This window comes from Paraburkholderia flagellata (assembly GCF_021390645.1).
GTDB lineage: Bacteria > Pseudomonadota > Gammaproteobacteria > Burkholderiales > Burkholderiaceae > Paraburkholderia > Paraburkholderia flagellata.
This window is the reverse complement of sequence record NZ_JAJEJT010000003.1, coordinates 1,315,735-1,338,048: the sequence shown is the minus strand read 5'-3', so window position 1 is coordinate 1,338,048 and position 22,314 is coordinate 1,315,735. Positions and strand designations below refer to the sequence as shown.

Annotated in this window: 20 protein-coding genes; 12 read left to right on the top strand and 8 right to left on the bottom strand. The window is 64.7% G+C overall.

Annotation, left to right across the window (positions count from 1 at the left end):
• Positions 1 to 89: 89 nt before the first annotated feature.
• Positions 90 to 563, top strand: coding sequence for an Lrp/AsnC family transcriptional regulator (locus L0U83_RS29750; protein WP_042267102.1), 474 nt, complete (start codon positions 90 to 92; stop codon positions 561 to 563).
• 61 nt (positions 564 to 624) lie between these two features.
• On the opposite strand, the gene L0U83_RS29745 is transcribed toward L0U83_RS29750, so the two are convergent.
• Positions 625 to 1,494, bottom strand: coding sequence for a DNA-binding protein (locus L0U83_RS29745; protein WP_233887702.1), 870 nt, complete (start codon positions 1,492 to 1,494; stop codon positions 625 to 627).
• A gap of 120 nt (positions 1,495 to 1,614) precedes the next feature.
• On the opposite strand from L0U83_RS29745, the gene L0U83_RS29740 reads away from it, so the two are divergent.
• Entirely contained in the window at positions 1,615 to 3,168 is a 1,554-nt protein-coding gene (locus tag L0U83_RS29740) for a phospholipase D family protein (protein WP_233887701.1), read from the top strand.
• 30 nt (positions 3,169 to 3,198) lie between these two features.
• Here L0U83_RS29740 and L0U83_RS29735 read toward each other — a convergent pair whose 3' ends face one another.
• Both L0U83_RS29735 and L0U83_RS29730 read right to left on the bottom strand, forming a co-directional pair.
• Positions 3,199 to 4,659 (bottom strand): mechanosensitive ion channel family protein, encoded by a 1,461-nt coding sequence (locus tag L0U83_RS29735; RefSeq protein WP_233887700.1) that lies wholly within the window; start codon positions 4,657 to 4,659, stop codon positions 3,199 to 3,201.
• Between the two features lie 236 nt (positions 4,660 to 4,895).
• Positions 4,896 to 5,105, bottom strand: coding sequence for a DUF1059 domain-containing protein (locus tag L0U83_RS29730; protein ID WP_233887699.1), 210 nt, complete (start codon positions 5,103 to 5,105; stop codon positions 4,896 to 4,898).
• A gap of 453 nt (positions 5,106 to 5,558) precedes the next feature.
• Here L0U83_RS29730 and L0U83_RS29725 point away from each other — a divergent pair, with 453 nt between their 5' ends.
• The 7 genes from L0U83_RS29725 to L0U83_RS29695 all read left to right on the top strand — a co-directional run bounded on the left by L0U83_RS29725 (position 5,559) and on the right by L0U83_RS29695 (position 12,749).
• Complete coding sequence (locus L0U83_RS29725) at positions 5,559 to 6,965, top strand: FAD-binding oxidoreductase (RefSeq protein ID WP_233887698.1); 1,407 nt, start codon at positions 5,559 to 5,561, stop codon at positions 6,963 to 6,965.
• Between the two features lie 34 nt (positions 6,966 to 6,999).
• The gene (locus L0U83_RS29720) at positions 7,000 to 7,293 is read left to right on the top strand and encodes a GYD domain-containing protein (RefSeq protein ID WP_233887697.1); all 294 of its coding nucleotides are present in this window, start codon (positions 7,000 to 7,002) and stop codon (positions 7,291 to 7,293) included.
• A 297-nt stretch (positions 7,294 to 7,590) separates the two neighbouring features.
• Complete coding sequence (locus L0U83_RS29715) at positions 7,591 to 7,935, top strand: hypothetical protein (RefSeq protein WP_233887934.1); 345 nt, start codon at positions 7,591 to 7,593, stop codon at positions 7,933 to 7,935.
• 4 nt (positions 7,936 to 7,939) lie between these two features.
• The gene (locus L0U83_RS29710; RefSeq protein WP_233887696.1) at positions 7,940 to 8,299 is read left to right on the top strand and encodes a hypothetical protein; all 360 of its coding nucleotides are present in this window, start codon (positions 7,940 to 7,942) and stop codon (positions 8,297 to 8,299) included.
• A gap of 111 nt (positions 8,300 to 8,410) precedes the next feature.
• The gene (locus L0U83_RS29705) at positions 8,411 to 8,842 is read left to right on the top strand and encodes a lytic transglycosylase domain-containing protein (protein ID WP_233887933.1); all 432 of its coding nucleotides are present in this window, start codon (positions 8,411 to 8,413) and stop codon (positions 8,840 to 8,842) included.
• A 281-nt stretch (positions 8,843 to 9,123) separates the two neighbouring features.
• Positions 9,124 to 10,803: a glycoside hydrolase family 44 protein gene (locus tag L0U83_RS29700; RefSeq protein WP_233887695.1), complete on the top strand. Its 1,680-nt coding sequence runs from the start codon at positions 9,124 to 9,126 to the stop codon at positions 10,801 to 10,803.
• 155 nt (positions 10,804 to 10,958) lie between these two features.
• On the top strand, positions 10,959 to 12,749 hold the full coding sequence (locus L0U83_RS29695) for an FAD-binding oxidoreductase (RefSeq protein WP_233887694.1): 1,791 nt from the start codon (positions 10,959 to 10,961) through the stop codon (positions 12,747 to 12,749).
• Positions 12,750 to 12,757: 8 nt separating this feature from the next.
• Here L0U83_RS29695 and L0U83_RS29690 read toward each other — a convergent pair whose 3' ends face one another.
• The 3 genes from L0U83_RS29690 to L0U83_RS29680 all read right to left on the bottom strand — a co-directional run bounded on the left by L0U83_RS29690 (position 12,758) and on the right by L0U83_RS29680 (position 13,975).
• Positions 12,758 to 13,012, bottom strand: coding sequence for a hypothetical protein (locus L0U83_RS29690; RefSeq protein ID WP_233887693.1), 255 nt, complete (start codon positions 13,010 to 13,012; stop codon positions 12,758 to 12,760).
• Between the two features lie 72 nt (positions 13,013 to 13,084).
• A complete protein-coding gene (locus L0U83_RS29685; protein WP_233887692.1) occupies positions 13,085 to 13,441 on the bottom strand; it encodes a PilZ domain-containing protein in 357 nt (118 codons plus the stop codon).
• Between the two features lie 186 nt (positions 13,442 to 13,627).
• The gene (locus L0U83_RS29680; RefSeq protein WP_233887691.1) at positions 13,628 to 13,975 is read right to left on the bottom strand and encodes a DUF4148 domain-containing protein; all 348 of its coding nucleotides are present in this window, start codon (positions 13,973 to 13,975) and stop codon (positions 13,628 to 13,630) included.
• A 273-nt stretch (positions 13,976 to 14,248) separates the two neighbouring features.
• On the opposite strand from L0U83_RS29680, the gene L0U83_RS29675 reads away from it, so the two are divergent.
• Genes L0U83_RS29675 through L0U83_RS29665 form a run of 3 tightly spaced genes read left to right on the top strand, consistent with a single transcriptional unit; the run spans position 14,249 to position 20,189 of the window.
• Positions 14,249 to 17,458, top strand: coding sequence for an efflux RND transporter permease subunit (locus tag L0U83_RS29675; RefSeq protein WP_233887690.1), 3,210 nt, complete (start codon positions 14,249 to 14,251; stop codon positions 17,456 to 17,458).
• Positions 17,459 to 17,468: 10 nt separating this feature from the next.
• Positions 17,469 to 18,692, top strand: coding sequence for an efflux RND transporter periplasmic adaptor subunit (locus L0U83_RS29670; RefSeq protein WP_233887689.1), 1,224 nt, complete (start codon positions 17,469 to 17,471; stop codon positions 18,690 to 18,692).
• A gap of 12 nt (positions 18,693 to 18,704) precedes the next feature.
• Complete coding sequence (locus tag L0U83_RS29665) at positions 18,705 to 20,189, top strand: efflux transporter outer membrane subunit (protein ID WP_233887688.1); 1,485 nt, start codon at positions 18,705 to 18,707, stop codon at positions 20,187 to 20,189.
• Here the strand turns inward: L0U83_RS29665 and L0U83_RS29660 are convergent.
• On the bottom strand, positions 20,164 to 21,579 hold the full coding sequence (locus L0U83_RS29660) for a heavy metal sensor histidine kinase (protein WP_233887932.1): 1,416 nt from the start codon (positions 21,577 to 21,579) through the stop codon (positions 20,164 to 20,166). The two genes, L0U83_RS29665 and L0U83_RS29660, sit on opposite strands and share 26 nt — an antisense overlap.
• A gap of 8 nt (positions 21,580 to 21,587) precedes the next feature.
• A complete protein-coding gene (locus tag L0U83_RS29655) occupies positions 21,588 to 22,265 on the bottom strand; it encodes a heavy metal response regulator transcription factor (protein ID WP_233887687.1) in 678 nt (225 codons plus the stop codon).
• Positions 22,266 to 22,314: the final 49 nt, after the last annotated feature.

Below are 22,314 nucleotides of genomic sequence, written 5' to 3'. Positions count from 1 at the left end.
AGCGGTGATTCGTGCCAAACTGAGCCACAGATTGCTCGCGAATTAGCAACACTCGCCTGATATAGACCATTTCCAGGGAAAGCTGGCCAATGAAATTCGACCGCGTGGATGTAGCCATCCTGCACGCCCTGCAGCGCGACGCGCACGTGAAGTCCGCCGACCTCGCGGAATCGCTCGGGCTTTCGCTCTCGCCGTTCTACCGGCGCATCCGCATGCTCGAAGAGCGCGGCGTCATCACGCAGTACGTCACGCTGCTCGATCAGGAGAAGGCGGGCTTTCCTGTGAACGCGTATGTGTCGGTGGCGATCGAGAAAAAGAATGAGACGCGGCTAGCCGCGTTCGAGCGCGCGATCTCGAACTGCGACGAGGTGATGGAGTGTTATTTGATGACGGGCGCGTTCGACTACATGCTGCGCGTGGTGGCGAGCGATATTGCGGGCATCGAGCGTTTCGTCATGACGCGCCTCACCAAGATCGAGGGCGTGCGTGACATTCACACTTCCGTGGCACTCCGCCGCGTGGAGTACAAAACCGAGTTGCCGGTGCGCGTGCGCGACGAGTGATACGCCACGAACGCAGTTTTTCACTCAGGATGTCGAAGGAATCGCCACACAAGCCAGGCCTTCACGTCTTGTGGCCGGTCTTGCGCGCCGCTCGCAACGGCTTCGCGGGGGCCTTCTGCCGCTCACGCACCTGAACGTCGTGGGTCGAACGCAGTGCGTCGAGCCGGCCTTCGAGCATGCCGACCTGGTGGCGCAAATCGCCCAGTTGTGCCTGCAATGCCTGAATTTCGGCGCGCGCACTTTCCTCCGTGCGCGCCGCGCGCTGCTCCGCTGCCTGCCAGTGCGTTTGCGCGAGTTCGGCGCTCGCGAGCAACTTGTCCCGTTCGGCGGCAAATTCGGCGCGTGCCTGGGTCAGCGCGGCGTCGCGTTCCAGGCTCGCCTCGCGTGCGCGCGCCAGTTCCGCTTCGAGTGCGCCGCGCGTAGCAACGGCGGCGGCCTGCGCCTGTTCCAGCTCCTGAATGCGCACTTGCGCCGTGAGCAGCGCGGCGGTGCGCTGTTCGAGCGCCACCTCGGTGTGCGCGAGGTCTGCGCGCACGGCGGCAGTTGCATCTAGCGCGGCGCGGCGCGCGTCTTCCACTTCCAGCCGCAGCGCTTCTAGCGAAGCCTTCGCGGCCGCTGTGGCGCGCGTCCAGAGCGCACCCATGAGTTCGCCGGCGGCCCCTTGCAGTTCCTCAGGCAAATCGGCGTGCTCGATACGCACGCGACTCTTTTCACGCAGGGTGGCCCAGAACTCCGAAAGCACTGCCGTAGGCGTGCTCATGCTGCCGCGGTGCACGAGCTGATAGAGCCGGTTGGCCGTGGGCGTGATGCCGTAGCGGAAGAACATCAGCGCGCAGACTTCACGATACAGTTCGCGCGTTTTGGGAAACTCGGCCTTGAGGCGCTCGATCTCGGCGGCGAGGCGCACTTCGTCGGGGGCGACGTCGGTCATGGGGCGATGCGGGGCTGGAATGCGTCGATATTACAACGTTAAGCGTATGATTCCTACCGCCAATGCCAGTGGGAGGCGGGGCGGGACTCGCCCAACCGGATGCTCCAGCGAGGTGTGAACATGACAAAGCTTCAGCGTCTCTTCGTAATAGTTGTTGCCTGTGTGTTGAGCGCGTGCGCGAGTCTGCCGCCGCAGGCCAACCGGCCGCAGACATTCGCGCTACAAGACACGGCGTCCACGCCACTCGGCACGCTCTTCGCACCCGAAGCGCAGCGCCATCCAGACGAAAGTGCATTTCACCTTCTGGCCGATCCCACCGACGCGCTTGTGGCCCGCGTCGTGCTCACCGAAAAGGCGGAGCGTTCGCTCGATCTGCAGTACTACATCTGGCACGACGACCTGACCGGCCGTGAACTGGCGGCAGCGGTGCTCAAGGCAGCAGACCGCGGCGTGCGCGTTCGCGTGCTGCTCGACGACCTCGGCACGAATGCGGACGACCAGGTGCTGCTCACGCTCAGCTCGCACCCGAATGTGCAGATCCGGCTATTCAATCCGGTCGCGGGCCGCCACTTCAAGGCACTCTCATCCGCGCTGGAATTCTCGCGGGTCGACCGGCGCATGCACAACAAGGCGCTGATTGCCGACAACGAGGCCGCAATTCTGGGTGGCCGCAATATCGGCGATGAATACTTCGGTGCGTCGAGAGTCGTTGCCTTCGGCGATCTGGATGTGTTGGTGCACGGTCCCATTGTCGGGAAAGTCTCCGCCGTCTTCGACGCGTTCTGGAATTCCGAATCTAGCTATTCGATCAAACAGTTGATGGGACATGCGGCGGATCCGTCCGCATTGGCCGCCTACCGCGCGAAGCTCGACGAGTACATCCAGTCGGAGCATGACTCGCCCTATGTCGTGCAAGCGAGGCAACGGTTGGCCAAGGCCCTCGAGGCGGGCGACACCGATTTTTTCTGGGGAAAGGCCACGCTCCTGTACGACGATCCGTCCAAGATCGCGCGCGACCCGGCCAACCCGGAAGGCCACCTCATGACGCGCTTCGCCGCGCTGAACCTCAAACCCACACATGAGATGCTCATCATCTCGCCTTACTTCGTGCCGGGGAAAGCGGGCGTTGCGTGGATAAGCGATTTGACCGGGCACGGAGTAAGCGTCACCGTGCTGACCAACTCGCTGGCTGCAACCGACGTCGTGGCCGTGAATGCGGGATATGACCACTATCGCGAGGATCTCCTCGCGGCCGGAGTGCGGCTCTATGAACTGAAGCCGACTGGTGCGCCTGACGTCAAGGCACAGCGAAGGTTTTTTGGCTCTTCGAGGGCCTCGTTGCATGCGAAGACATACGTATTCGACCGGCAAAGCATCTTCATTGGCTCGATGAATCTCGACCCACGCTCGAGCAAACTCAATACGGAGATTGGCGTGCTGTGCGACAGTCCTGCGATTGCCGGCCAGGTGCTCGACGACGTCGAGCCGCAACTGGACAAAATCGCCTGGCGAGTCGAGCAACGCACGGACGCAAACGGCAAGACCCGAATAGTCTGGATCGACACCGCCGAAAACGGCACCGTGACCGAATATGATTCGGAGCCCGATGTATCTTTCATGCGACGCACGAGCGTCTGGTTCATGGGCCTTCTGCCGATCGAGTCCGAGTTGTAAACGCTGGGACGCGCGCTGAAATAAGGCCGATCACGAATCGTACAACGAATGGATATTGCGCACCTTGCCAAAGAGCCACTCGAAGAGGGAATGGCCTTGCTCCTGTTCAGCGGGGAGCGCAGTCGTCAGCTTGTCGATCTTGTCTTGCCGGTATGCCAGGAGCTGGCACAGTTGCTTCGCGACTTCCGGGTGCTCTTTCAGGAACGACGTCATGTCGTCCTTGCCGATTTCGAACAGGATCGATGGCGTCAGCGCGGTAATGGACACATGCATGGGCAGGCCTGCGAGCAGGCCCGCCTCGCCGAATGCTTCACCCGGGCCAATCCGGGCAAGCTCGCGCTCACCCGACGATTCACGGAAAGTCACCGACAGCACACCCGCATATATAATGGCGAGACTGTCCGGCACGGTGTCCGGCGCAAGTATCTGTTGATTGGCCGGGTACTCGTGACGGGAAAGACGCTTTGCGAGCTGCGTCACCTCTTCGGCACTCAAACTTTCGAACAGGGACACGCGCTTGAGCAGCCCCTCCTTCGCGTCATGCGCTTCGATTACGGGCGCCGGCACGCCCAGTGCACGCAACGACACGCCTGAGGCAGCCAGGTGCCGGTAGCACAAGTCGAACAGCTCGTTGGACGTCACCCTCTTTTTACTCATATCGTCAACGAACCCGACCACCTCGTAGTGGATCGAGTTCAGCGTTGCGCGCTGCATGCGGGCATAGGGCGCGGGCGTCTTGAGGATGGCGTTGCTTCCGGTCAGCGCACGCTCCAGCGCGTCGATCACGGTCTTCGGCCGTGCTTCTGGGTCGATCTCGAGCACGAGTGAAAGGCCGTGAACATTTGCCGGCCTGCTGTTGTTCGAGATTTTCGCCTTGGAAGTCATCGCGTTCGGGACGATGAGCGTGTTTCCCTGGCCGGTCAACAAGTGTGTGGCGCGCCAGTTCATTTCGACGACCTTGCCTTCCACATCGTCAATCACGACCCAGTCGCCAACCGTGTATGGCTCCGTGGCGTTGAGCACGATACCGGCGAAAACGTCGCTGAGCGTGCTCTGAATTGCAAGGCCGAGCACGATAGCCAGTGCGCCCGATGTCGCGACCAGACCGCGCACCGGCAGTTCGAGCACGAACGCAAGCGCGGCAACGACCGCGGCGAGGAACACGACGGCGCCGAAGACGTCCGAGAAGAGGCGTTGCTTTCGCCAGGCGCGGGGCAGCAGCAGGGAGTCGAGCGACAGGGTAAAGAGCCGCGCCGCCATCAACCACCAGACGATTTCCAGAACCTGGGCCAACCAGTGGAGCCCTGCCGCGTCCCAGTACGGCGCCTGCCCGAACGGATTCATGCCCGACGAAAACAGGACCCAGCTCAACGCCGCGAAGAGCGCGAGCCGTATGAAGAGCCTGGCCAGATCCTGTGGAGGAATCCGCGCGCGCCACACGACGACATCGACGAAAACAATGCTCAAACCAACGATTAGCGGGTATTTCACGGGCGGCTCCCGGCTGGAAAGGCCTTGCGCTGATGTTGGGACTGCGGGACGCGGTTGATTCTGCCACGGACGAACGTGCCGGGGGGCGAACGGGTGGCAATGGCAGTCTGGCGGCGCTTAAGTCTCGGCCCGGGATTCGGGCGCCAGAGACGCGTGGATGGCGGTGCTGGATTCTCGCCTGCACTGGATGGCGCGGGCGCACTGGCCGGCACATTGCATGCCGGCCCTGTTTATCGTCATGCGCGTGGCGATACGACGGGTGGCGAGCCCTCGTGAAAGAGCTGACTGAGCTGCGCACGCAGTTCCGGCGAATCGGCGTGACGATGCACGCTCACCGCGTGCTGCACGGCAGCTTCCAGAAGCTCGGAATCCGAGTCCGCCGAGATCGCCACCGAGCAGTTCATCTCACTGGGGAACTCCCTGCAGTCTATGTATTTTCGCGTCATGGTGAGACCTCTCGTTGGACTTGAGAAAACACGCACGCTGCCCGTGCGTGCGTGAAAATTATAGAATCCATGCATTTCGCTTGCTAAACTATTTAAGCGAATCCAAGCAACAATAATCTGAATTAATTGCACGCGTTTTTATTTATCAAGCTGCGTAATTTAGGTTATCTAATGAATCGGCGAGGCTCGGCGGCGGCCTGGGTGGAAACCCGGCAATGTCACCAGGCGCTCGCCGCCCGGTCCCTCGCGGTCCGGTCACAGGCTGCCCCCGCCGCCCTTTGCGAAAGCCCTTCCTTCCCGCTTTCCCGACCGGACGCACGCCGCGTTTCGCGCGTGCGTCAGCCGCACTGATTCGACAATTGAAGCGGTCGCCCGCAGTTCCGTTCAGTCCATGAAACGCACGTCTGGCTGTTGGCGCGCGTTTGTCCGATCCGTTGAATTGAGAGGTGTGCCATGTCCAGCCTGTCGAGCGAATCCATCGCCACATTGAAAAGCGCGTTGCGCGGCGAAGCGTTGCAACCCGGCGACGCGGCCTACGAAGAAGCCCGGCAGATCTGGAACGCGATGATCGAGCGCCGCCCCGCGCTCATCGTGCGCTGCCGGGGCTGTGCCGACGTGCGGCAAGCCGTGGCGCTTGCGCGTGATACGGGGCTGCCGCTCGCCGTGCGCGGCGGCGGCCACAATATCGCGGGCAGCGCGCTATGCGACGGCGGCATCGTGATCGATCTCTCGCTGATGAAGTCGGTCAGAGTCGAACCCGCCACGCGCCGCGCGTATGTGGAGCCAGGCGCCACGCTGGGCGACTTCGACCACGAAGCGCAGGCGTTCGGCCTCGCCACGCCGCTTGGCATCAATTCGACCACGGGCGTGGCCGGTCTCACGCTGGGCGGCGGCTTCGGCTGGCTGAGCCGGCGCTTCGGCATGTCGGTCGACAACCTGGTCGCCGCCGATATCGTGACCGCCGACGGCAATCTGCTGCGCGCGAGCGCCGATGAAAACACCGACTTGTTCTGGGCCATCCGCGGTGGCGGTGGCAACTTCGGCGTGGTCACGATGTTCGAATTCGCGCTTCATCCCGTCGGCCCCGAGATCTACGGCGGACTCGTCGTCCTGCCGTTCGACGCCGCGAAAGAAGCACTCGTGAAGTATCGCGAGGCGGTCGACACGATGCCCGAAGACCTGACAGTGTGGAGCGTGTCGCGCCTAGCACCGCCGCTGCCTTTCCTGCCGCCCGAGGTGCACGGCAAGCCGATCATGGCGTTCGCGATCTGCTATTCGGGGCCGCTGGAAAACGGGCCGAACGCGGTGGACGTGGTGCGGCGCTTCGGCAAGCCTTATGGCGAACATCTCGGGCCGATGCCCTACGCCGCGTGGCAACAGGCGTTCGATCCGCTTCTCACACCGGGCGCGCGCAACTACTGGAAGTCGCATAACCTCGCCACGTTGCCCGACGGTCTCATCGACACGCTGACCGCCGCCATCGCCACGCTGCCCTCGCCCGAGTGCGAAATATTTTTCGGGCAAATCGGCGGCGCGACATTACGCGTCGCGCCCGATGCGATGGCCTACCCGAACCGCGACGCGATCTATGTGATGAACGTGCACGGCCGCTGGACCGATCCCGCCGACGACGCCCGCTGCATTGCCTGGGCGCGCGACTTTTTCGAAGCTTCCGCGCCATATGCGCTCGGCAGCGTCTACGTGAACTTCCTCACCGACGACGAACGTACGCGCGTGGAGGCGGCCTATGGTCCGAACATGGACCGTCTCGTCGCAGTGAAGACGCGTTACGACCCGCACAATCTTTTCCGCCACAACCAGAACATCCGGCCCGAAGGGTCGGCCGAGGGCAGCCAGTGATCCGCGTTTCGATGTCATCGTAAGGGGAATCGTCATGTCGACCTATGTGGTGCTTGCGCAATTCACCGACCAGGGTATTCGCGCTGTCAAAAACAGCGCGCAGCGGGCCGGTCAGGCAGCGGAACTAGCCAAAACTTTCGGCTGTGAAATGAAGCAGATCTACTGGACGCTTGGGAAATACGACATCGTCACGGTCATCGAAGCGCCCGACGAGCAAAGCTTCATGGCGTTCGGCCTCGCGCTCGGGTCGCTCGGCAATATCCGCACGCAAACGCTGCGCGCCTTGAACAAGGATGAGTTCACCGCGGTGCTCGGCAAGCTCAATTAAAGAGAGCCGGCGCGCGGCACCTGGACCGGTGCCGCGCCGTCGTTTAGCATTCTTCATACTTAAGCGACGCATGCGCGGCGCATTTCCTGCCAGATACGGGAGGAAATTCTCTGCCCGAACGCCGCCTCGCGCGCGAGCGACCTTCCGTGAAGCGGCACTGCGCGAGCGAAGTCTTTCTTTTTCGCAAACGTTTGCCTCCCTGGTATCAAGTCCGCGCGCTCGAGGCCGAAAACGCGTACATCGCCACGATTTTTTGGAGACCCGGCCGTGACGCGCGTTTTGCTTTTACTTGCCGTAATGGTTACGACAGGCTGCGCACAGTTGCAGCCGGCCACCACGGCGCAAACCGGGAAACCCGCCGTGTCGAACGTCATCATGAAGTTCGACATTCCCGCCGACGCGCTCGGCGCGCATGACCCGCAACTGAGCGCGGTGCTCGCCAAGGCGGGCGCGCTCGCGGCCGCGCAGAAGCAGCCCACCGTGATCCGCGTGACGGCCCTCGGCCAGGACCTCAAGTACATCAATCAGGCCATCTGGCGAGGCGTGCCCGCGCAGGGGCCCAAGCCCACGCTCGAAAACCTCACGGCTGGCGCGAACCAGACGTACAGCGTCTCGATCGAGCCGTTGCATGCGGGGAGCTGACACGATGCGTCCGATCGTTTTCGCCGCCTCCGCACTCTGCTTTTGCAGCGCCGCCTGGGCGGGCCAACCCGCCGCCAGCGCGCCTGGCGCCGGTGGCACCACCGGGGTTGCCACCACCGTTGCCGCTGCAGCCACGCCCGCCGCCGACAAGGTTTATCCGCCGCTGCCCACGCTCGCCATGCTGCCGCCCGCCACCGGCGACGACGACGAGCTTCCCGCGCAGCATTCGTCCTCGCACAAGAAGAAGCCGCGTCAGCGGGATTGCCACTGCGCCATGCCCACGCCGCGCCTCGTTGTTTCCGACACTTCGCGCGCCTATCTCAAGGACATCGAGCAGCAGCTCGATTCCGCTCTCGCGCAGTAACGTCGCGCAGTCATTCGCGCAGTGACGCCCTACCCGGAGCTTCGACCCATGCAGCAGCAGACCAACGCCCTGAGCCTGCGAGCGCGCATCGTCCGCGCGTGGGTCACGTTCATGAGCCTCGCGGCGCTCGGCGCGCCGCCCGCGCACGCCGCGCCGCCCGCCGACGAATGCTTTGAAAAGGCCGGGGTCTACCAGGGCGTGAACCCGCTCGTGCTGCGCGCCGTGGCGTGGCGTGAATCGAAAGGGGACGCCGCGGCGATCAATCACAATGCCAACGGCTCGATCGACGTTGGGCAAGCGCAGATCAACTCGATCCACTTTTCGGAGCTTTCGCGCGAGGGCATTCCGCACGGCGCCCTCACGGACCCGTGCGTGAATATCTTCGTGGCCGCCTGGCTGCTCAAGCAAAAGATGGTGCGATACGGCAACACGTGGCGCGCCATTGGTGCGTACCACTCGGAGTCGCCGCACGAGCGCGATGCCTACGCGCGCAGCATTCAGGCCATTCTCGTGAGCTGGGGCCAGTTGCAGCCGGGGCGATGAGCCAGGTCCTGGCGGCTTCGCTTCCAACTCGTTGTACGCGCAACGGCCATCCAGGTACGGTTCCGGGCCAACTGTGAAGATTCGACGGCGCATATAATACGTAAGAAAACATCCCGGATGTCGCGTCAAACCGACATTCGTGAAGCACTCCCGCGAGTTCCACTCTTCATTAACGGCAATGCCTGCCGTTACTTGTCAAGACAAAAGATCAGGAACCGCAAGCCACCGCTTCACCCACGCGCCCGATGAACATACTTCGACCAGCCTGTGTCCTCAGGCTGATGATGCTTACCGCCCGCAGTATCAAGCGCCCTAACCTGCCTACGCTGCTGACCGGCGCGCTGCTCATGTCGGGCGCGGCGGCCTGCACCGCCGCGGCTTCCGGCGCGCCGTTGCCAGTGGCCATCTCGGTGGATGCCGCGGCGGGCCGGCACCCCATCAGTCCGCTGATTTACGGCATCAACTTCGGCACGACCGCCGTCTTGCAAGACCTGCGCGCGCCGGTCAACCGATCGGGCGGCAACAGCGCCTCGGCCTACAACTGGCGCATCGACGCGCGCAACGCGGGCAAGGACTGGTATTTCGAAAGCGTCGCAGTCAATCCCGCCGATATCCACGACCAGTTCGGCGAGCGCTTCGTCGCGCTCAGCCAGGCGGCGGGCGCGACGCCCATCGTGACCATTCCGATGCTCGGCCGTGTGGCGAAACTCGGGCCGGCGCGCGAGACGCTCGCGAGCTTCTCGATCGCCAAATACGGCCCGCAACCGAACCACGACGTGAATGGCCACGTAGACGCTGGCAATGGCGTCGCGGAAGGTGGCAAGCCGATCGACGGCAACGATGCAAACGACGCCTCGACATCCGACGACCCGCAAAACGAACAGGCGCGCGTAGCCGATCTGGTCAAGCGGTTCGGCGGCGCGAGCGGGGGCGGCGTGCGCTACTACGCGCTCGACAACGAGCCGAGCCTTTGGCAGATCAACCATCGCGACGTGCATCCCACGGGCGCGCATGCGAGCGAAATCGCCAACAAGGTGATCGCCTATTCGCGCGCAGTGAAGTCGGCGGACCCGCACGCGCAGATCGTCGCGCCGGAAGAATGGGGCTGGCAGGGCTACTTCTACAGCGGCTTCGACCAGCAGTACGCAGCGGACCACGGCCTCGACCACACGCCCGACCGCACTGGCGAAACGCAGGGCATGCCCTACGTGCCCTGGTTGCTCACGCAATGGAAAGCGGCGGGCCATCCGGTGGACGTGTTCAGCCTCCACTTCTACCCGCAGGGCGGCGAATTCGCCGAAACGGGCTCGGCGAACTCGCCGGCCATCGCGCTCATGCGCAACCGCTCCACGCGCGACCTGTGGGACCCGAACTACAAAAACCCCACGTGGATCAACAGCGTGGTGGCGCTGATCCCGCTGATGCGGCATTGGGTCGATACGTACTACTATCCAGGCACGCCCATCGGCATCACGGAATACAACTGGGGCGGCGACACGCTGATGAACGGCGCGACGGCCCAGGCCGACGTGCTCGGCATTTTCGGCCGCGAAGGGCTGGATATCGCCACGCGCTGGGGCACGCTCGATCCCTCGATGCCGGTGTACAAGGCGTTCAAGCTCTACCGCAACTACGACGGCAACGGCGCGGCGTTCGGCGCGACCAGCATCGCCGCAAGCGCGCCCGACCCCGACACGGTTTCCGCGTTCGCCGCCTTGCGCGAGGGCGACCACGCGCTGACGCTCGTGGTCATCAACAAGCAGTTGGACCGCCCCGCCGACGCCGCCGTCGCGCTCGACCATTTCGCGGCGAGCGGCGTGGCCGAGATCTGGCGGCTCGCGAACAACCGGCTGTTGCGCATGCCTGACGCGCGCTACCAGGACGGCACGCTGCGCGCGAGCCTGCCCGCGCAGAGCGTGACGCTGTTCGTGCTGCGCGCTGCGCAGACGCGGCAAGAGTGATGCTGGCGAAGCGGCGGCTCGAAGGCACGGGCGGCAGCGGCTCGTCGAGCCTGACCGCGACATGCTGATATCATAAAAAATCAGCGCGCTCTGGTCGCATCGCATCATAATTGGGAAAACTAAGCGTTTCACCCATCGCGAGGAGAAAAGACGTCATGAAACGACGATGCCTGCTGAAGGGGGTTGTCGCCTTGCCGTGCCTCGCCACCGGCTCGACCTTCGCCGACATGCTGAGCGCATCGGCTCGCGTGGGACGCGTGCGGCCCAGCGATCCCGCGTGGCCGAAAGCGCAGGAATGGGATGCGTTGAGCCAGGCGGTCGGCGGTAATTTGCTGCAACCCACAACGATCTGGCAGACCTGCGCGCAAGCGCCACACTCGCAAGCGTGCCTCGCGAGAGTCAAGGAAGCGCGAAACCCGTTCGCACTCGGCGACGATCCCGGCGCCACCCAGATCTCCGGCTGGCTCGATGCCTGGACAGCGAACGCAAGCACCTACGCAGTGGCAGCCCACTCTACCGCAGACGTCGTTGCGGGCGTCAATTTCGCGCGTCAGCACAATTTGCGCCTCGTGGTGAAAGGCGGCGGCCATAGTTACCTTGGCGGCTCGAACGCGCCAGATTCTCTTCTGATCTGGACGCGCAGGATGAACCGCATCGAACTCCATGACGCGTTCGTTCCGGCCGGCTGCTCGACGCAACCGTTGCCGGCTGTGACGGTCGGGGCAGGCTGCATGTGGATCGACGTCTACAGCGCCGTCACGACCCAGGCGGGACGCTACGTTCAGGGCGGTGGATGCACGACCGTGGGCGTTGCCGGCCTCGTTCTGGGCGGCGGCTTCGGGTCCTGGTCGAAGCGTTTTGGCCTCGCGGCCGCGAGTCTGCTGCAGGCCGAGATCGTCACCGCCGACGGCGCTGTCCACACGGTAAACGCATGCCAGGAGCCCGATCTCTTCTGGGCGCTCAAGGGCGGCGGTGGCGGCAGTTTCGGCGTGGTGACCCGGATCACGCTACAAACCCATGAACTGCCCGAAAGCTTCGGCTGGGCCAGGTTCAAGGTCAGGGCTTCATCGCGTGAGGCTTACCGGCGGCTGGCTGCGCGACTGGTCGATCACTATGCGGACAATCTCTTCAACCCTGTATGGGGCGAGCGATTCGTTTTCCACAGCGAAGAAATCGAAGTGGCGATGGTGTGCCAGGGTCTCGACGACCATCAGGCGAAGTCGGTCTGGGCTCCTTTCATCGACTGGGTGCGCGCCTCGCCGACGGACTTCACCTTCAGCGAAGGACCTCGCGTCGGCGCTGGCCCGTCACGCCACTGGTGGGACGTCGAAGCCAACCCGGGACTCGTGGCAGACCCGCGCGACGCAGCCGCGCACAACCATGGCTGGTGGCGAGGCGATGGCGAGCAGGCCTCCGCGTTCCTGCACGCCTACGAGTCGCAGTGGCTGAGCGCGGCCCTGCTCGAACCGGCGCAACGCGGCCGGCTTGTCAATGCTTTCGTCGCAGCGGCCCAATTTCAGGCCGTAGAGTTGCATTTCAATAAAGGACTTGCCGGCGCACCGCCGGAGGTGAACGAAGCGGCGCGTCAGTGCGCCATGAATCCGAGGGTGGCCGACGCCTTCGGCCTCGCGATCGTCGCCACAGGCGGCGCACCGCCATTTCCTGGCCTCCCGATCACCCCGCCTGACATGTCGCAGGCACATCGCAACGCCGAGAACGTGGCCAAGGCTGCGGCCATTCTCAAGGCGCTATCGCCGCAAGGCGGCTCCTATATTTCGGAGACCGATTTTTTTCGCAGCGACTGGCGCGAGGCGTTTTGGGGAGTCAACTACGCGCGGCTGAAAGCGATCAAGGATCGCTACGATCCGCAAGGGTTCTTCTTCGTGCACCACGGCGTGGGCAGCGAAGACTGGAGTCCTGACGGCTTCACGCCTGCCGGGTCCTGAGTCTCGGCCTATCCGGCCGAACCCGGCCCGTTCCGATCGCTGTCATCGTCCTTTTCGAGGTCGCGCATATCGAGCGCAAGCACCCGCCCGACATCGCGCACGAACGCTTCCATGATCGCGAGAGATTCCGGGCTGCCCGGCACACAATCTTCAGGATTGCGCTTTCCCTGTGCCCGTCTGATCGCGCGGATGCTGGCCTCCAGCGCCCGTGCTTCTGCCCGGATCGGGTCGTCTTGAGATGGTTTGGGTTGTTCGTGCGCCATGCATGGATTTTCGGCGGCGGGCGCACAAACTTTAGCGCAGACTTTGGCGTTTCGGCATGACTTGTCGAACGGCTAGGGCGCAGCCTTCGCAATAAGGTCACGCAAACGGGCCATCGAGCGCTGATCCAGCGGATGCATCTCGCACCCCACACGGCTCCATCCTCTTTCCTGATCCTCGGAGATCCAGCGGACATCGAGCGCGACGGCCAGAACGATCTCGTCTTCGTCGTCGATCGGCGCCGACTGCAGCCATCCCAGGACCGTCTCTCCCCGGAAGAGCAGACCGTTGCGCGCGTGCAGAAGCGCCCCGCGCGAGCTAAGGTCGGCCACCTGCGCGAGCGCCCTGCCGTCCTTGTTCAGAAGCAGCGGGGCGAACAACAGCGGCGTACGGACCTCCCGACGCATATCCAGTCCACTTCGCATACGCATGACACCTGTTCCAACGTTTCATTTTTATTGAGCGTCGGGATTTTAACGTGACTGTGCCTGCAAGACGGGGGACGGAGCGCGAAATACGCCCGCGCAAACGTTTGATTCATTCAATCGGAATGCGCGGCGGCACCCGGCTTTATCGCCGGGCCTGCCGCATCGCGCTCGAGCGCACAGTGCGCCCGTTCAGTGGTGCGCATAAACCGACTGGTCGCCAACGCTGGCCACGATCGGCGCGCCCGCGTCCGAGCTGCCCGTCATCGCCACGCCGCCAACCGCCGTGCTGCCCGGCGCGGCCTGCTGCGCCGTTTGCGCCTGCTCCTGGGCCACGATCGCCTCCGCGTGCTGAATGTCATCCGGATAGTTGATGTCCGAAGCCGTGGGGCGATACCCCGCCTGCTCCACCCGCACGAGATCGGCGACAACCTGCGCACGCGTCACCGGTGTGTTGGCGGGGTTGGTGGCTTGTGCGAAAGCGGCAGCCGGTGCGGCAAGAGCGCAGGCAACGAGCAATGTGGAAACGAGTGCTTTCATGATGTTCACCTCTCAATCAATGGCCGCCGCATCAGAAAGGGATGCCGCCTCAGCCGCCCTCGGCAATGTCGCGAAGGTTGACTGCATTGTGGCCGCGCGGCGCTGACCCAAAGCTGACCTGCGGATTACGAGTTCGTTATCTGGGCGCAACGCGCCCGCAGCGGCCAACGCCCCTGCGCGCCAAAGATGACAAATCCGTAATGTCGAGGTCACCACCGGGTAAGCGCCCCCTCCCGATACTTGCGCCAACCCTGCCCTAACCCGGACATCGTCATGTGGATCGTCAAACTGGCTCTCAGACGGCCTTACACGTTCATCGTGCTGGCCGTACTGCTTTTCATCCTCGGGCCGCTCGCCATCATGCGCACGCCCACGGACATTTTTCCGAACATCAATATCCCCGTGGTCAGCATCGTCTGGACCTACAACGGCTTCTCAGCGGAGGACATGGCGCAGCGCATCACCTCGAACTACGAGCGCGCCCTCACCTCCGACGTCGACGACATCGAGCACATCGAATCGCAGTCGCTCAACGGCGTCTCGGTGGTGAAAGTGTTCTTCCATCCCGGCGCCGACATCAACCGCGCGATTGCCGAGGCGGCTTCGAACTCCGCTTCGATCCTGCGCATCCTGCCGCCGGGCACGCTGCCGCCGAACATCATCACGTACAACGCCTCTACGGTGCCGGTGCTGCAACTGGGGCTCTCCAGCTCGACACTGCCCGAGCAGTCGCTCTACGACCTCGGCAACAGCTTCATCCGCACGCAGCTCGCCACCGTCCAGGGCGCGGCCGTGCCGCTGCCCTACGGCGGCAAGATCCGCCAGATCATGGTGCAACTCGATCCGAAAGCGCTGCAGGCCAAGGGTCTAGCGCCCGCCGACGTCGTCAACGCCGTGAACGCCCAGAACCTCATCCTGCCCGGCGGCACGGCCAAAATCGGTTCGCGCGAATACAACGTGGAGATGAACGGCAGCACGCAAACGGTTGCCGCGCTCAACGACCTGCCCGTCAAGACCGTGAACGGCAGCGTGGTGTATGTGCGCGACGTGGCGCATGTGATCGACGGCTACGCGCCGCAAACGAACATCGTGCGCGCGGACGGCAAACGCGCGGCACTCCTTACCGTCGAAAAGACCGGCAGTGCTTCGACGCTCACGATCATCCAGCAAGTGAAGGCAATGCTGCCGAAGATCGCAGCAGGCCTGCCGCAAGCGCTCAAGATCACGCCGCTCTCCGATCAGTCCGTGTTCGTGAAGTCGGCGATCTCGGGCGTGGTGCGCGAAGCGCTCATCGCGGCTTGCCTGACCGCCGCGATGATCCTGCTTTTTCTCGGCAGCTGGCGTGCCACGCTCATCATCGCCGTGACGATTCCGCTTGCCGTGCTCACGTCGCTCATCGCGCTCGCGGCGCTCGGCGAAACCATCAACATCATGACGCTCGGCGGCCTCGCGCTCGCCGTCGGCATACTCGTTGACGACGCAACCGTCGCCATCGAAAACATCACGCACCACCTGGAGCGCGGCGCGCCGCTGCACGACGCCATTCTCAATGGTTCCGGCGAAATTGCCGTGCCGACCTTCGTTTCGACACTCTCCATCTGCATCGTGTTCGTGCCGATGTTCCTGCTTTCGGGCGTCGCGCGTTATCTCTTCGTGCCGCTCGCCGAGGCCGTGGTGTTCGCGATGTGCGCGTCGTACTTCTTCTCGCGCACGCTCATTCCCACGCTCGCCATGTACCTGCTGCGTGCGCGTACGCCAAACGCCGCGCCGTCGCGCGGCATCGCGGGTGCATTGACGCGCTTTCAGGCGGGCTTCGAGCGACGCTTCGAAGCGGTGCGCAACCGCTATCGCACGCTGCTTCAGGCGGCCATTGCGCAGCGCCGCCGTTTCGTCGTGCTGTGGGTCGCGCTCTGCCTCGGCTCACTCGTACTGGTACCGTTCACGGGCCGCGATTTCTTTCCTGCCGTCGATACGGGCGAAATCCGCCTGCATCTGCGTGCGCCCACCGGCACGCGCATCGAGGAAACGGCCCGCATCACCGATGAAGTCGAAGCGAAGATCCGCAGCGTGATTCCGCCCGCCGAACAGGCTGCCGTGCTCGACAACATCGGCGTGCCGGTGAGCGGCATCAACCTCACTTACGACTCGTCGGACCCTATCGGTCCCGAAGATGCGGACATCCTCATCACGCTTGCACCGAAGCACAAGCCGACCGCGCAATATGTCGCGAAGCTGCGCAACGTGCTTGACGCTTCGTTTCCGGGCGTGACCTTCGCCTTCCTGCCCGCCGACATCGTGAGCCAGATCCTGAACTTCGGCTTGCCTGCGCCCATCGACGTGCAGATCGTCGGCAACAAGCTCGCGCAGAACCGCGTCGTGGCGAACCGCCTGCTCGACGAAATGCGCGGCGTGCGTGGCCTCGTCGACGCGCGCATCCAGCAGCCCGGCGACGAGCCCACCATCAACGTGAATGTGGACCGCACAAAGGCGCTGCAAGCGGGCCTCACGCAGCACGACGTCGCGCAGAACCTGCTCATCGCGCTCTCGGGCAGTTCGCAAACCACGCCCAACTTCTGGCTCGATCCGAAGAACGGCGTGAGCTATCCGCTCGTGACCGAGGTGCCGCAATACGACATACATTCGCTGCAAACGCTCGCCAATATTCCCGTGACGACATCGCAATCCGTCACGTTCACGCCGCAAAACCAGCTTGGCACGCTCGGGACCGTCTCCCGCAGCTCGCAGCAAGCCGTGGTCTCGCACTACAACGTGCAGCCCGTTCTCGACATCTTCGCGTCGACGCAGGGCCGCGACCTGGGCGGCGTCGCCTCCGACGTGAACCGTCTCGTCAACGCGGCGCGCGCGCAACTGCCGCCGGGTTCGTCGATCGTGATGCGCGGCCAGGTGCAGTCGATGAACGCCTCGTTCAGCGGCCTCGCCGCCGGCCTCGTGTTCGCCATCGCGCTCGTCTACCTGCTGATGGTCGTGAACTTCCAGTCGTGGCTCGACCCGCTCATCATCGTGAGCGGCCTGCCGGCCTCGCTCGCCGGCATCGCGTGGATGTTGTTCGTCACGCAGACCACGCTAAGCGTGCCGGCGCTCACGGGCACGATTCTCTGTATGGGTATTGCCACGGCGAACAGCATTCTCGTCATCAACACGGCGCGCGAGTCGCTCGCCGCGGGCATGGAGCCGCTCGCCGCCGCGCTCGACGCGGGCTTCAACCGCTTTCGCCCGGTGCTCATGACGGCGCTCGCCATGCTAATCGGCATGCTGCCGATGGCGCTCGGTCTCGGCGACGGCGGCGAGCAGAACGCGCCGCTCGGACGCGCCGTGATCGGCGGACTCGCGATTGGCACGCTTTCCACGCTCGTGTTCGTGCCGGTCGTGTTCGGCATGGTGCACGGCTGGCTCGCGAAACGCCGCGCCGCGCGCGATGCCAGTGACGCTGCGCAGGCCAGTGCAACCACTCACGTTGAATAAGGATTCCAAAATGACCACGCTCACTCCGCACGAGCATCGCGACAGCGCAGCGCAACCGGCCACGCCCGCCAGGGCCGCACGCAAGCGCACGGCCGTCGTCATCGGCCTTACCGGCCTCGCAATCGCCGCAGTGCTCCTTACGGCTGGCATCGTCCCGCGCCTCGAGGCGCGCACGGCGCAGGCCCAGCAAGTCGCGGCGCAGCGCGAGCTGATCGTCTCCACCCTCACGCCAACGCGCGCGCCCGCCACGCAGGACCTGCTGCTGCCCGGCTCGGTCATGTCGTGGGCCGACGCCTCGATCTATGCGCGCACGAGCGGCTACGTGCAGCACTGGTACGCGGATATCGGCGCGCACGTAAAGGCTGGCCAGACGCTCGCGCAGATCGACACGCCCGAACTCGATGCGCAACTCCAGCAGGCGCGCGCTGACGAAGCGACGGCGCAGGCCAACTACCGCTTCGCGAGCAGCACGGCGCAGCGCTGGCAGACGATGTTGCAGACACAATCGGTTGCCGAGCAGGACGCCCAGGCGAAAACGAGCGACGCCGCCGCGAAACTCGCCACGCTCCAGGCCGCCCAGGCCAACGTCGCGCGGCTCCAGGAGCTGGTTTCATACCAGAACGTGACGGCGCCCTTCGACGGCGTGATTACCGTGCGCAACGTGCAGGTGGGCGCGCTCGTCACAGCGGGTGGCACGCCTGGCCTCGCCACGATGCCCGGCGAGTTGTTCCATATCGCACAGACGGACCGGCTGCGCGTATACGTGGACGTGCCGCAGGACGACGCGAGCCTCGTCACGCCCGGCACGACCGTCTGGTTGACGACGCAACAATATCCGGGCCGCCGTTTCGAGGCGAGCGTCGCGCGCAGTTCAAACGTCATCGACCCCGTGAGCCGCACGTTGCGCGTGGAAATCGATGTGGACAACCACGATGGCGCGCTGATGCCTGGCGCCTATGCACAGGTGCATCTTGCGCTCACGGCTGCGGCTCCCGCGCTCGAACTGCCCGTGAGCGCACTGCTGTTCCGCCCGGACGGCGTGACAGTCGCTGTGGTGGATGCCAGGAACACGGTGCAATTGCGCACGGTGACCATCGGCCGCGATTTCGGCACTTATGTGGAAATCGCCACGGGCCTCACGCCAACCGACCGCGTCATCAACAACCCCGGCGACGCCATTGCCAACGGCCAGAGCGTGCGCGTGGCGGCCGCCTCGACGGCTGCGAAAGCGTAAGCGAGGCTCACCATGTTCGAACGCCCTCTCCCCACGCTGCGCCGGATCGCCGTAGTCTGCACAGCGGCATCGCTCGCGGCGTGCACCACATTGCCGCACTACAGCACGCCCTCGGTGGATGTACCCGCGCACTACGCCACACAAACACCACAACCCGCAGCGGCGCCCGGCTGGACCGTCGCTGCGCCCGCCGACGCCAAACCACGCGGCCCCTGGTGGACCGTCTTCGGCGACAACGACCTCGACCAGCTCGAAGCCCGCGTGGATGTATCGAACCAGACCGTGCGCCAGGCGCTCGCCAATCTCGAAGCGGCACGCGCGATGATCGATTATCAACGCGCGGGCTATGCGCCTGTCGTCACGGCGGGCGTGGCTGCGCAGCGCTACCGGACCTCGCAGAATCTCGTGGACCGCTCGCTTGCGGGCAAAACGATTCCCGACTATTCGACGGGGCTCACCGCGAGCTGGGAGCCCGACCTGTTCGGGCGCGTGAAGGACGCAACCACCGAGGCGCATGCCAACGCGCAGGCCACGGAAGCCGACCTCGAATCGGTACGCCTTTCGATGACGAGCCAGCTTGCTATGGACTACTTCGATTTGCGCTCGCTCGATCGCCAGAAGAAGCTGCTCGACGACACGGTGACCGCGTACACGGCCGCGCTTCGCATCGTGCAGCAGCAGCTCGCTGATGGCGCGATCGACGCCTCCGCCGTCGCCCAGGCGCAAACGCAGCTCGAAAGCGCTCGCACGGCGGACAGCGACATCGACGTGCAGCGCGCGCAACGCGAGCACGCCATCGCCACGTTGATCGGCGTTCCCGCTTCGACGTTCAGTTTGCCGCCGCGCGTCGATCCTGCCGTCGTGCCGTCGATCCCCGCAGGCGTGCCCTCGGCGCTGCTCGAACGGCGTCCCGATATCGCCGCTTCGGAACGGCGTGTAGCGGCAGCGAATGCAAGAATCGGCGAGGCGCATGCGGCCTTTTATCCCGACCTCACGCTCTCCGCCACGGCGGGCCTCGAAAGCACGTTCTTCGCGCCGTGGTTCAGCGCGCCGAGCCTCTTCTGGTCGATCGGTTCGCAACTCGCGGGCACGCTCTTCGACGGCGGCCGCCGCGACGCCACGCTCAAAGGCGCGAACGCGCAATACGACGCGGCCGTGGCCGGCTACCGCCAAACCGTGCTCACGGCGTTCCAGCAGGTGGAGGACAACCTGAGCGCGCTCGATACGTTGTCTAGCGAAGCCGAAAGCCAGCGGCGCGCCACGGTCGCCGCGCAACTCTCGCTCAAGCTCACCACGAACCGCTATCAGGCGGGCGCCGTGACCTATCTCGATGTCGTGACCGCGCAGACCATCGCGCTCTCGAACGAGCGCAACGAGGAACTGATCGCGGGAAGAAGGCTCGACGCGAGCGTACAGTTGCTAGAGGCGCTCGGCGGCGGCTGGGACCGCGCTGAACTGAGCAACCTGAGCGCTAAGGGCGCGCGAACGTCAGGATGAAACGCGTACTCGCCGCATCGCTCTCGGCACGTGCGGAGCCGCCATGCAGCGTCATGATCGTGCGCACGATCGCAAGCCCTAGCCCCGCCGAAGCGCCCGCGCGCGGCTCGCTGTGGCGCGACGCATCGGCGCGATAGAAGCGGTCGAAAATACGCTCGAGCAGCGCCGCGTCGATGGGCGTGCCCGGATTGGCGACTGTCACCTCGACGGCCGTTGGCGTCTGTTCGACGCTCAGGGTGATTTGCGCGCCGCGCGGCGTGTAGCGCAGCGCATTGGCGAGCAGGTTGCCCACGGCGCGCCGGAACAGTTCCTTGTCCGCGCGCAGGCGGCCCGTGCCCTGCACGCGGATCTGTACATCGGCCTCATCCGCGAGACCTTCGAAGTACTCGGCAATCTGGGTGAGCGCATCATGCACGTCGAATTCCGCGAGCGTCGTCATGAATTGCGGGTGCTCCGCGCGCGCGAGAAAGATGACGCTTTCGATCATGCGTGAAAGTCGTTCGCATTCCTCCAGATTCGATTCGAGCAGCGCCTCGTATTCGGCGGTGCTGCGCTCGCGCGCCAGCGCGACTTCGTTCGCGCCGCGCAGGTTGCCGAGCGGCGTGCGCATGTCGTGCGCGAGATCCGCCGTGTATTGCGACATGCGCTCGAAGCCGCCGTGCAGGCGCTCGAGCATGGCATTGAGCGACTTGGTGAGCGCCTCCAGCTCGCTCGGCGCGCCCTCGACTTCGATGGGCGTATCGAGCCGGTCCACCGTGACCGTGGCCGCGCGCGCCGCCATCTCGCGCAGCGGGCGCAGCGACTCGCGCACGAGCAGCCAGCTCATGAGGAACGCGAGCAGCATGCCGGCCAGGCCGAAGCCATAGAGCCGCTCGCGATAGTGGTCGAGCAGGCGCCAGCGGTCCGTCATGTCGCGCGCAATGACGATGGTGACCGGCGTGCCGTCCGCAAGCGCGGCGTCCGTGGCGAGTCCGCGCACCGGCACGCCGCGCACGTTGCGCCACTCCACGACGTCGCCTTCGGTGATGCGTTGCGTCGGGGGGAGGCGCCGGGCGAGCGCCGCATCTGGAAACGCCGCGTCCGCAATGCCCGCCGTGTTGTGCTCGGCCAGTTGCGCCCCGCCGGTGCCGAGAATTTCCATCGAAAGCGCGGGATTGCCAAGCACCTGGCTCGTGAGCCGCTCCGCATGTTCACGCACGTCGTGCTCGGTGCGCAGTTCCTGCGCGAGGCGGCGCGTGTGCCGCGAAATCAGCACGATATCGAGGTCGTCCTGCTGCTTCACTTCGCGGTCCAGCGTGAAATAGAGCGTGCTGCCGACGAGCGCGAATACCGCGAGCGTCGTGCCCGCGAAACTGAGCGCGAGGCCTGTGGTGAGCGAGCGCACCGCCATGCGCGGCATCAGGCGTGCCCTTTGATCTCGGCGACGTAGCCCACGCCGCGCACCGTGTGGATCAGCTTGACGTCGAACGCGTCGTCCACCTTCGCGCGCAGGCGGCGGATCGCGACTTCCACGACGTTGGTGTCGCTGTCGAAGTTCATGTCCCACACGTAGGAAGCGATTTGCGTGCGTGTCAGCACTTCGCCCTGGCGGCGCACGAGCAGTTGCAGGAGCGAGAACTCCTTCGGCGTGAGGTCGATGCGCGCCGCCCCGCGTTTCACGCGCCGGCGCGTAACGTCCACTTCGAGGTCGCCTAGCATGAGCACGTCACTCTCGCGCGGGGGGCCACGGCGGGCCAGCGTGCGCACGCGCGCGAGCAGTTCGACAAACGCGAACGGCTTCACGAGATAGTCGTCCGCGCCCAGTTCGAGGCCCTTCACGCGGTCGCTGATATCGTCGCGCGCGGTGAGGAAGAGCACCGGCGTAGTGTGCGTGGTGCGCAGCGTCTTGAGCACCGTCCAGCCGTCCATGGCGGGCAGCATTACGTCGAGCACGATCACGTCGTACGCGGCCTCCTTTGCGAGGATCAAGCCTTCGGCGCCGTCCGCGGCAACGTCCACGGCGTAGCCGGATTCCTCGAAGCCCTTCTTCAGATACGCGCCGGTCTTCGGCTCGTCTTCGATCACAAGAATGCGCATCGCCGTTCAACTCTAAGTGTGTCCGGCTCAATTGTATGCGCTCCGTCGC

Excerpts from the sequence above, each read along its gene's own strand:
- L0U83_RS29740 (WP_233887701.1), top strand. The coding sequence starts at position 1,615 with ATGACAAAGCTTCAGCGTCTCTTCGTAATAGTTGTTGCCTGTGTGTTG.
- L0U83_RS29655 (WP_233887687.1), bottom strand. The coding sequence starts at position 22,265 with ATGCGCATTCTTGTGATCGAAGACGAGCCGAAGACCGGCGCGTATCTG.
- L0U83_RS29675 (WP_233887690.1), top strand. The coding sequence starts at position 14,249 with ATGTGGATCGTCAAACTGGCTCTCAGACGGCCTTACACGTTCATCGTG.
- L0U83_RS29710 (WP_233887696.1), top strand. The coding sequence starts at position 7,940 with ATGCGTCCGATCGTTTTCGCCGCCTCCGCACTCTGCTTTTGCAGCGCC.
- L0U83_RS29690 (WP_233887693.1), bottom strand. The coding sequence starts at position 13,012 with ATGGCGCACGAACAACCCAAACCATCTCAAGACGACCCGATCCGGGCA.
- L0U83_RS29680 (WP_233887691.1), bottom strand. The coding sequence starts at position 13,975 with ATGAAAGCACTCGTTTCCACATTGCTCGTTGCCTGCGCTCTTGCCGCA.
- L0U83_RS29715 (WP_233887934.1), top strand. The coding sequence starts at position 7,591 with ATGGTTACGACAGGCTGCGCACAGTTGCAGCCGGCCACCACGGCGCAA.
- L0U83_RS29660 (WP_233887932.1), bottom strand. The coding sequence starts at position 21,579 with ATGGCGGTGCGCTCGCTCACCACAGGCCTCGCGCTCAGTTTCGCGGGC.
- L0U83_RS29750 (WP_042267102.1), top strand. The coding sequence starts at position 90 with ATGAAATTCGACCGCGTGGATGTAGCCATCCTGCACGCCCTGCAGCGC.
- L0U83_RS29670 (WP_233887689.1), top strand. The coding sequence starts at position 17,469 with ATGACCACGCTCACTCCGCACGAGCATCGCGACAGCGCAGCGCAACCG.
- L0U83_RS29665 (WP_233887688.1), top strand. The coding sequence starts at position 18,705 with ATGTTCGAACGCCCTCTCCCCACGCTGCGCCGGATCGCCGTAGTCTGC.
- L0U83_RS29745 (WP_233887702.1), bottom strand. The coding sequence starts at position 1,494 with ATGACCGACGTCGCCCCCGACGAAGTGCGCCTCGCCGCCGAGATCGAG.
- L0U83_RS29720 (WP_233887697.1), top strand. The coding sequence starts at position 7,000 with ATGTCGACCTATGTGGTGCTTGCGCAATTCACCGACCAGGGTATTCGC.
- L0U83_RS29730 (WP_233887699.1), bottom strand. The coding sequence starts at position 5,105 with ATGACGCGAAAATACATAGACTGCAGGGAGTTCCCCAGTGAGATGAAC.
- L0U83_RS29685 (WP_233887692.1), bottom strand. The coding sequence starts at position 13,441 with ATGCGTATGCGAAGTGGACTGGATATGCGTCGGGAGGTCCGTACGCCG.
- L0U83_RS29695 (WP_233887694.1), top strand. The coding sequence starts at position 10,959 with ATGAAACGACGATGCCTGCTGAAGGGGGTTGTCGCCTTGCCGTGCCTC.
- L0U83_RS29725 (WP_233887698.1), top strand. The coding sequence starts at position 5,559 with ATGTCCAGCCTGTCGAGCGAATCCATCGCCACATTGAAAAGCGCGTTG.
- L0U83_RS29700 (WP_233887695.1), top strand. The coding sequence starts at position 9,124 with ATGATGCTTACCGCCCGCAGTATCAAGCGCCCTAACCTGCCTACGCTG.
- L0U83_RS29705 (WP_233887933.1), top strand. The coding sequence starts at position 8,411 with ATGAGCCTCGCGGCGCTCGGCGCGCCGCCCGCGCACGCCGCGCCGCCC.